This window comes from Mycobacterium sp. (assembly GCF_019247635.1).
Lineage (GTDB): Bacteria > Actinomycetota > Actinomycetes > Mycobacteriales > Mycobacteriaceae > Mycobacterium.
Genome location: NZ_JAFBAR010000083.1, coordinates 1 through 8,609 on the forward strand (window position 1 = coordinate 1; position 8,609 = coordinate 8,609).

Annotated in this window: 8 protein-coding genes; 5 read left to right on the top strand and 3 right to left on the bottom strand. The window is 68.2% G+C overall.

The annotated features are described in order from the left end of the window. The 4 genes from JO236_RS12875 to JO236_RS12890 all read left to right on the top strand — a co-directional run. Positions 1–592, top strand: a 592-nt coding sequence (locus JO236_RS12875) for an Hsp70 family protein (protein ID WP_293330444.1), incomplete at its 5' end; no start/stop codon positions are given. Beyond that, positions 589–1,257: a nucleotide exchange factor GrpE gene (grpE, locus tag JO236_RS12880; protein ID WP_293330447.1), complete on the top strand. Its 669-nt coding sequence runs from the start codon at positions 589–591 to the stop codon at positions 1,255–1,257. The genes JO236_RS12875 and grpE, both read left to right, overlap by 4 nt. Before the next feature lie 114 nt (positions 1,258–1,371). Then, the gene (gene dnaJ, locus JO236_RS12885; RefSeq protein WP_293330450.1) at positions 1,372–2,544 is read left to right on the top strand and encodes a molecular chaperone DnaJ; all 1,173 of its coding nucleotides are present in this window, start codon (positions 1,372–1,374) and stop codon (positions 2,542–2,544) included. Continuing rightward, entirely contained in the window at positions 2,544–2,930 is a 387-nt protein-coding gene (locus JO236_RS12890; protein ID WP_293330453.1) for a heat shock protein transcriptional repressor HspR, read from the top strand. Before dnaJ ends, JO236_RS12890 begins: the two co-directional genes overlap by 1 nt. Positions 2,931–3,045: 115 nt before the next feature. On the opposite strand, the gene JO236_RS12895 is transcribed toward JO236_RS12890, so the two are convergent. The 3 genes from JO236_RS12895 to JO236_RS12905 form a co-directional block, all read right to left on the bottom strand. Continuing rightward, positions 3,046–3,933, bottom strand: coding sequence for an aldose 1-epimerase (locus JO236_RS12895; protein WP_293330456.1), 888 nt, complete (start codon positions 3,931–3,933; stop codon positions 3,046–3,048). Positions 3,934–4,027: 94 nt separating this feature from the next. Next, positions 4,028–5,188 carry an FAD-binding oxidoreductase gene (locus JO236_RS12900; RefSeq protein ID WP_293330459.1) on the bottom strand — a complete coding sequence of 387 codons (1,161 nt, stop codon included), beginning with the start codon at positions 5,186–5,188 and terminating at the stop codon, positions 4,028–4,030. Between the two features lie 11 nt (positions 5,189–5,199). After that, on the bottom strand, positions 5,200–6,567 hold the full coding sequence (locus JO236_RS12905; protein ID WP_293330462.1) for an MFS transporter: 1,368 nt from the start codon (positions 6,565–6,567) through the stop codon (positions 5,200–5,202). A gap of 233 nt (positions 6,568–6,800) precedes the next feature. On the opposite strand from JO236_RS12905, the gene JO236_RS12910 reads away from it, so the two are divergent. Next, positions 6,801–8,609, top strand: a 1,809-nt coding sequence (locus JO236_RS12910; RefSeq protein WP_293330465.1) for an ATP-dependent Clp protease ATP-binding subunit, incomplete at its 3' end; no start/stop codon positions are given.

Consider the following 8,609-nt stretch of genomic DNA (forward strand, 5'->3'; position numbering starts at 1 on the left):
CGGCTCCTTCGAGCTGACCGGCATCCCGCCGGCGCCGCGCGGCGTCCCGCAGATCGAGGTCACCTTCGACATCGACGCCAACGGCATCGTGCACGTCACGGCCAAGGACAAGGGCACCGGCAAGGAGAACACGATCAAGATCCAGGAAGGCTCCGGCCTGTCCAAGGAGGAGATCGACCGGATGATCAAGGACGCCGAGGCGCACGCCGAGGAGGACCGCAAGCGTCGCGAGGAGGCCGACGTCCGCAACCAGGCCGAGACGCTGGTGTACCAGACGGAGAAGTTCGTCAAGGAGCAGAGGGAAGCCGAGGGCGGCTCCAAGGTTCCCGAGGACACGCTGAACAAGGTGGATGCCGCGGTGGCCGAAGCCAAGACGGCGCTGGACGGCACCGACATCTCCGCGATCAAGGCGGCGATGGAGAAGCTGGGCCAGGAGTCCCAGGCGCTCGGGCAGGCGATCTACGAGGCCACCCAGGCCGAGGCCGGCCAGGCCCCCGGCCCCGGCGGTGACGCCTACGCTGGCGGCCCGTCCGGCTCCGCCGACGACGTCGTGGACGCGGAGGTGGTCGACGACGACCGGGAGTCCAAGTGACGGAACGTGATTACGCGACGGAAGGCAATCCGCACGAGCAGGTACAGGTAACCGACAAGCGGCGGATCGACCCCGAGACCGGTGAAGTTCGGCAGGCCCCGCCCGGCGCAACACCGGGTGGGGTGCCGGGAGGGGTACCGCAAGCAGCGGCTCCGGAGGGCGCCAAGGCGTCGGACCACCAAGTCGCCGAGCTGACCGCCGATCTGCAGCGGGTGCAGGCCGACTTCGCCAACTACCGCAAGCGCGCACTGCGCGACCAGCAGGCAGCGGCGGACCGGGCCAAGGCCGCCGTGGTCAACCAATTGCTGGGCGTGCTCGACGACCTCGACCGGGCGCGCAAGCACGGCGATCTGGAGTCAGGTCCGTTGAGGTCGGTCGCCGACAAGCTGGACGGCGCCCTGAGCGGCCTTGGCCTGACGGCGTTCGGCGCCGAGGGCGAGGACTTCGACCCGTTGCTGCACGAGGCCGTCCAGCACGAGGGCGACGGCGGCGAGGGTTCCAAGCCCGTCATCGGCACCGTCATGCGGCAGGGCTACAAGCTCGGTGAGCAAGTGCTGCGGCACGCGTTGGTCGGAGTCATCGACACCGTCGAAGACACCGCCGCACCGGTTGTTGAACCCGAGCCGGTCGACACGAGCGATAACGCCGACGCCTCAGGTGCGTAGGCCGCAGAATCTAGAGAAAGTGGTGTCGCATTGACTCTGCGTTGAGGGCTGGGGTTACTCGCCTTTTTCCACCCTCAGCGCAGAGTCAACGCTAAAGAAAGGAGGTGACGCGACATGGCCCAGCGCGAATGGGTCGAAAAGGACTTCTACAAGGAACTAGGCGTCTCCTCTGACGCCAGTGCCGACGACATCAAACGGGCGGCCCGCAAGCTGCTCGCCGAAAACCATCCCGACCGCAACCCGGGCAACAAACCGGCCGAAGACCGGTACAAAGCCGTGTCCGAGGCCAAGGAAGTGCTCACCGATCCGGCCAAGCGCAAGGAGTACGACGAGACCCGTCGGCTGTTCGCCGGCGGCGGCTTCGGGCGACGCTTCGACGCCGGCGGTTTCGGCGGGTTCGGTGGCGGGGACGGGGCCGAGTTCAACCTCAACGATTTGTTCGACGCCGCCGGCCGGTCCGGCGGCGCCAACATCGGCGACCTGTTCGGCGGCTTGTTCGGACGCGGCGCCAGCACCCGGCCGAGTCGGCCGCGCCGCGGCAACGACCTGGAGACCGAGACCGAACTCGACTTCGTCGAGGCGGCCAAGGGTGTGGCGATGCCGCTGCGGCTGACCAGCCCGGCACCGTGCACCAACTGCCACGGCAGCGGCGCGCGGCCGGGCACCAGCCCCAAGGTGTGTGCGACCTGTAACGGCGCCGGGGTAATCAGCCGCAACCAGGGCGCGTTCGGATTTTCTGAACCCTGCACCGACTGCCGGGGAACCGGCTCGATCATCGAGCACCCCTGCGAGGAGTGCAAAGGCACCGGTGTCACCACCCGCACCCGCACCATCAACGTCCGGATCCCCCCGGGTGTGGAGGACGGACAGCGGATCCGGTTGGCCGGGCAGGGTGAGGCGGGTTTGCGCGGGGCGCCCTCGGGCGACCTGTATGTCACAGTACATGTGCGGCCGGACAAGGTCTTTGGCCGCGACGGTGATGACCTGACGGTGACCGTTCCCGTCAGCTTCACTGAATTGGCTTTGGGCTCAACACTTTCCGTGCCGACGCTGGATGGCACGGTCGGTGTTCGGGTGCCCAAAGGCACCGCGGACGGTCGCATCCTGCGGGTGCGCGGACGCGGCGTGCCCAAGCGCAGCGGGGGCAGCGGCGACTTGCTGGTCACCGTGAAGGTGGCCGTTCCGCCGAACGTGGAGGGCGCCGCGCAGGAGGCCCTGGAGGCGTATGCGGCTGCCGAGCGGTCCAGCGGTTTCAATCCGCGGGCCGGATGGGCGGGTAACCGCTGATGTCCGGAAACTCGCGCAAGGACGAGGCTCGAACGTTTCTGATCTCGGTAGCCGCCGAGCTGGCCGGCATGCACGCGCAGACCCTGCGTACCTACGACCGGCTCGGGCTGGTCCGGCCGCGGCGCACCTCCGGCGGCGGCCGCCGTTACTCCGAGCACGACGTCGAGCTGCTGCGCGAGGTGCAGCGGCTTTCCCAGAACGAGGGCGTCAACCTCGCCGGGATCAAGCGCATCATCGAGCTGACCAATCAGGTCGAGGCGCTGCAGTCCAGGTTGAAGGAGATGGCCGAGGAGCTAACGATGCTGCGGGCCAACCAGCGCCGCGACGTCGCCGTGGTGCCCAAGAGCACCGCGCTGGTCGTCTGGCAGCCCCGGAAGCGGAGCTAGGCCCCTGCGTACTCCTGCGCAATCCGCCCGAGTCTGCGGTGAGGGCCGGGTTGAGGCGGTCAGACCAGCCCTGAGCGCAGTTTCGGCGCCACGATCGCAGACTCGATTCTTCAGTTCACACGCGGATCGAAAACTGGGCCACCGCCGGCTGGCCCGGCTGCGCCGCTCGGTAGCCGCCGCGGCGCAGCGCGTCGGTGGGTGCGGCCATCGGCTCGAAGCACAGCAGGTCCTCGCCGACCGGAGCGAAGATCTGGGCGGCGGGATACCCCTGCTCGAAATGCACTTCCAGCCGACGCCCGCCGCCGGAAACCGCAAACACGGCACCGGCGGGAACCTGGTCGTACGCGTCGTCGAAAGCTTTGTCTCCCAAGGGCTCTTGTAGCGCGTGCTGCTCGGTTGTGGTACCGGTGGGCAGGCCCTTGTCGTCGAGTTCGAGGCGGCGCAGCGGCGGCGTCTCGATGATCCACTCGGCGCGTCCGGCGTCCGGTATGCGCAGGTAAGGGTGGAAGCCAAAGCACAGCGGGACTGGAGTGTCGCCCGTTGCGGTCACGGTGGTGCGCAGCGCTAGCGTTCGTTCCACCAGCCGCACTGTCAGTTCCAGGACGTGCGGGTAGGGAAAGCTGGCCAGCAGTCGCGCGTCGTCGAAATCCACCTCGGCGGTGAGCTCATTGTCCGACTGGGCCGTGATTCGCCAATCCGGGTACGCGGCGAGCACGCCGTGGATGGGCAACCCGTGGGGGTCGGCGCGCACGCCGCCTTCACCCGGCGTCAGCGTCACCGTCCTGTTCTCCGCGGTATAAGTGTTGGCGCCCAACCGGTTTGCCCAGGGGTACAGGATCGGGATGCCCATTGTCTTGCCCGCGGTGAGGTAGGCGTCCAGCCCGCGGCGCTGGCCGAGCAGCTCTGTGCCCGCCTCGGCGAGTGACGTGCCGATCATGCCGGCGTCGGGCACGAACTCCGCGGTCAACGACGACGACGGGTCGCGCAGGGTGACGACGTGCACGGCGGTCAGTTTAGTGGGGAGGGCCCGCGGCTGGCTTGGCAGAGCTGTCACACGAGTCGCGCCGGGGCGATGTGTAGCCGGCACAGGTGCGCCCCTATCGTGACAGCGGATCGTGCTGAATGCTTTCCGGCGGAGTACCTTTGGCGATCAGTGCGGCTTTGGTGGCCTGAACCATCGCCGGGCCGCCGCAGATCAGGATCTGTCGGTCGCCCCAGCTGCCGTACCTGGTCGCCACGTCGGGCAGACGTCCGGTCTGGCGGACGTGCAGTCCGCGCGGCGGCGAGACGTCGGGATAGTCGGCGGCCCAGGCCGGGTCGCGGTTGTACTCCGACACCGGTGACACCGACAGCCACGGGTTGTGCGCCGCGACCTGCCACAGCGTACGCAGGTCGTAGAGCTCACATTGGTAGCGCGCGCCAAAGAACAGGTGCACCCGCGGGTTCACCGCGAATCGGCTCAAATCCATGACGAGCGCGCGTAGTGGTGCCAGGCCGGTGCTGCCGGCCACCATCAGCACGTCGGCGCCCTCGCGGTCGACGTGCAGCCCACCGTGCGGGCTGGACAACCGCCAGCGGTCCCCGGGCCGCGTCTCGTTGACGATCGCCGTGCTGACCAGACCCCCCGGCACCACCCGGACGTGAAACTCGGTCCCGCCGTCCCCGTCGGGCGGAATGGCGGGGCTCAGATATCGCCAGCGGTGTGGGCATTGCGGGATGTGGACGTCGACGTACTGGCCCGCGTGATAGGGCATGGGGCGGTCTAGGCGCAGCCGCACCACCGCGAGATCGCGCGACACCCGGAGGTGCTCGACGACCGTGCCGTCCCACCAGGCGGGATCCTCGTCGGCGGCGGCGGCGCCGCTCATCACCCCGGTGATCAGGTTCAGCGATTGGGTTGCGGCGGCCTCGACGGCGCCTGTCCATGCGCCGCTCAGGTGGTCGCGCAGCGTCGTATACAGCGCGCGTTGCAATGTCTCGTAATGCCTTGGCAGCACACCGAATTTGCGATGGTCCCGCCCCAGCTGGGCAAGGAAAGCCACGGGTTCCTCGGCGCGCCGGGCGACGAGTTCGCCGTACACCCAGTGCAGCGCGTGGGCGAAAGCGACCCGCTGGCGGTCCATTTCGGGCGGAAACAGGTCGCGCACCGAGGTGTCGACGGCAAACCAGTGAGTGTAGAAGCGGGCTACCACACCGGGTTGGTCTGGTTCGAACGCATCACGCAGCACGCGCAGCGCGTCGCGGTCCTCCAAGCTCACGGACGCCGATTTTAGGCGTGCCGTCGCACCAGCTGCCGCGCCTCCTCCTCGCTTTCGACTGACGGCCCGGACCCCGGCAGCGGTCTGCCCGCCACCTCGGGGGTGAAAAACAGCGTGACGGCGCCAACCGCGCCGGCGAACACCAGGATGTAGGCCGGCATCACCGGGTTGCCCGTGCTGGCGACGAGCGCCTCGGCGAGCAGCGGGGTGGTGCCACCGAACGCCGACACCGCGACGTTGAAGCCGATCGACAGCGCACCGTAACGGACCCTGGTGGGAAACAGCGCGGGCAGGATCGCGGGTTCGAGGGTGCTCAGAAACGTCATGGCGGCGCCCGCGAGCGCCACGCCCGCGAACTTCGCCGGATAACCGCCGCCGAACCGCATCAACGCGAACGCCGGGACCGACATCAGGACCAGCAGCGCGCTGCCGGTCCACAACAGCGGTTTGACGCCGACGCGGTCGGACAGTCTCGCGATGAACAGCACGGCGACCGTCATCACGGCCAGCAGCGCCAAGACCATGCCCAGCGCCACGTTGTCCGGCACGCCCGCGGTCTTCTTGAGGTAGGTGGGCACGTAGCCGCTGACCAGGTAGCTGGTGTCGGTGATCATCAGCTCGAGCCCGAGGCAGAGCAGCAGCGGCCGCCACTGCTGCACGACCGTCTGCCGAAATTGGCCACCGGTGAACTGCGCGTGCTCACCGAGCTCCTGAAAGTCCGGAGACTCCTCGATCCTTCTGCGTAACCAGACGGCGATCAGGCCGAGCGGGGCGGCCAGCAGAAATGGAATCCGCCAACCCCAGGCCAGCATGTCCGCCGCAGACAGTGTCGACTGCAGCGTGGTAACTAACGCGGCGCCTCCCACGAAGCCGCCCAGCGTGCCCACCGGCAGGAATCCGGTCATCATGCCCCGCTTGCGGTCCGGGGCGTGCTCGGCGATGTACGTCATGGCGCCCGCGTACTCACCGCCAGAGGACAGCCCCTGGCAGACGCGGATGAGCGTGAGCAGGATCGGTGCCCAGACCCCGAGCGTCGCGTAGCCGGGCAGCACGCCCATTGCCGTCGCCGCGACCGCCATCAGCGAGATCGTCATCACCAGCACCGGCTTGCGCCCGATGCGGTCGCCGAGCGGGCCGAAGATGAACCCGCCGAGCGGGCGCACGACGAATCCCGCCGTCATGGTGCCGAACGTGGCCACGAGATTGCGCGCACCGGAGTTGTCGCCGGGATAGAACGTCTGCGCGAGGATCGTGGCCACCAGGCTGTACAGCGTGAAGTCGTAGGCCTCCATGAAGTTGCCGATTGCCGCGCCGGCAATCGAGCGACGCGCCGAGCCCTTGTCGGCGATCTTGATCTCGTCCAATGTCCATTCAGTCATGTCGGACAACACTTACCCGAAAGGCCTGCGTCGATGTGAGTTTCGTCCGCCGAGCGTGCTCTGAGGGCGAAAAAACTGCACGATTTTCGCCCGCAGAACACGCTCGGCGAGGGGCGTGCGGCCTGAACGCGGCGCGAACCCGTGGAAAACGCTAGAGTTGAGCGGAACAGACTCAACCTTGACGGCGTTGAACAACGCGACAACCATTTTTGAAGTACCCGAACGGAGGTGTCGTGGACTCTTTTAACCCGACGACCAAGACGCAGGCGGCCCTGACGTCGGCTCTGCAGGCGGCCACTGCCGCCGGCAACCCCGAGATCAGGCCCGCTCACCTGCTGTTGGCGCTGCTGACACAGAACGACGGGATCGCCGCGCCGTTGCTGGAAGCTGTCGGCGTCGAGCCCGCCACCGTCCGCGCCGAAACCCAGCGTCTGCTGGACCGGCTGCCCCAGGCGACCGGCGGCTCGCAGCCGCAACTCTCCCGCGACTCGATCGCGGCGATCACCACCGCCCAGCACCTGGCCACCGAGATGGACGACGAATACGTCTCCACCGAGCACCTGATGGTTGGCTTGGCCACCGGTGACTCCGACGTCGCCAAGCTGTTGACCGGCCACGGCGCCTCGCCGCAGGCGTTGCGGGAGGCCTTCGTCAAGGTGCGCGGCAGCGCGCGGGTCACCAGCGCCGACCCCGAATCGACCTACCAGGCGCTGGAGAAGTACTCCACCGACCTGACCGAACGCGCCCGCGAAGGCAAGCTCGACCCGGTAATCGGGCGGGACAACGAAATTCGCCGTGTGGTCCAAGTGCTCTCCCGTCGCACCAAGAACAACCCGGTGCTCATCGGCGAACCCGGCGTCGGCAAGACCGCGATCGTGGAGGGCCTGGCCCAGCGCATTATCGCCGGGGACGTGCCGGAGAGCCTGCGCGACAAGACCGTCGTCGCCCTCGACCTCGGGTCGATGGTGGCCGGCGCCAAGTATCGCGGCGAGTTCGAGGAACGGCTCAAGGCCGTCCTCGACGACATCAAGAACTCGGCCGGGCAGATCATCACATTCATCGACGAGCTGCACACCATCGTCGGGGCCGGTGCAACCGGCGAATCGGCGATGGACGCAGGCAACATGATCAAGCCGATGCTCGCCCGCGGCGAACTGCGGCTGGTCGGCGCCACCACTCTCGACGAGTACCGCAAGTACATCGAGAAGGACGCCGCGCTGGAGCGCCGCTTCCAGCAGGTCTTCGTCGGCGAGCCGTCGGTCGAGGACACCGTCGGCATCCTGCGCGGGCTCAAGGACCGCTACGAGGTGCATCACGGCGTGCGCATCACCGACTCCGCGCTGGTCGCGGCGGCCACATTGAGCGACCGCTACATCACCGCCCGGTTCCTGCCGGACAAGGCGATCGACCTGGTCGACGAGTCCGCCAGCCGGTTGCGCATGGAGATCGACTCCCGGCCGGTCGAGATCGACGAGGTCGAGCGGCTGGTCCGCCGGCTCGAAATCGAGGAGATGGCGCTGGAGAAGGAGGAAGACGACGCGTCCAAGGAGCGCCTGGAGAAGTTGCGCGCCGAGCTGGCCGACCAGAAGGAGAAGCTGGCCGAGCTGACCACCCGCTGGCAGAACGAGAAGAACGCGATCGACGTCGTCCGCGAACTCAAGGAGCAGCTGGAGACGCTGCGCGGGGAGTCCGAGCGCGCCGAGCGCGACGGGGACCTGGCCAAGGCCGCCGAGCTGCGGTACGGCCGCATCCCCGAGCTCGAGAAGAAGCTCGACGCGGCGCTGCCGCAGGCGGAGGCCCGCGAGAACGTGATGCTCAAGGAGGAGGTCGGACCCGACGACATCGCCGACGTGGTGTCGTCATGGACCGGCATCCCCGCCGGGCGTCTGCTGGAGGGCGAGACCGCCAAGCTGCTGCGCATGGAAGACGAGCTGGGCAAGCGCGTCGTCGGGCAGCGCAAGGCCGTGCAGGCCGTGTCCGACGCGGTGCGTCGCAGCAGGGCCGGCGTCGCCGACCCCAACCGGCCCACCGGATCGTTTCTG

Bases quoted from the DNA above. Each gene is read 5' to 3' on its own strand.
- dnaJ (WP_293330450.1), top strand. From the start codon at position 1,372: ATGGCCCAGCGCGAATGGGTCGAAAAGGACTTCTACAAGGAACTAGGC.
- JO236_RS12890 (WP_293330453.1), top strand. From the start codon at position 2,544: ATGTCCGGAAACTCGCGCAAGGACGAGGCTCGAACGTTTCTGATCTCG.
- JO236_RS12905 (WP_293330462.1), bottom strand. From the start codon at position 6,567: ATGACTGAATGGACATTGGACGAGATCAAGATCGCCGACAAGGGCTCG.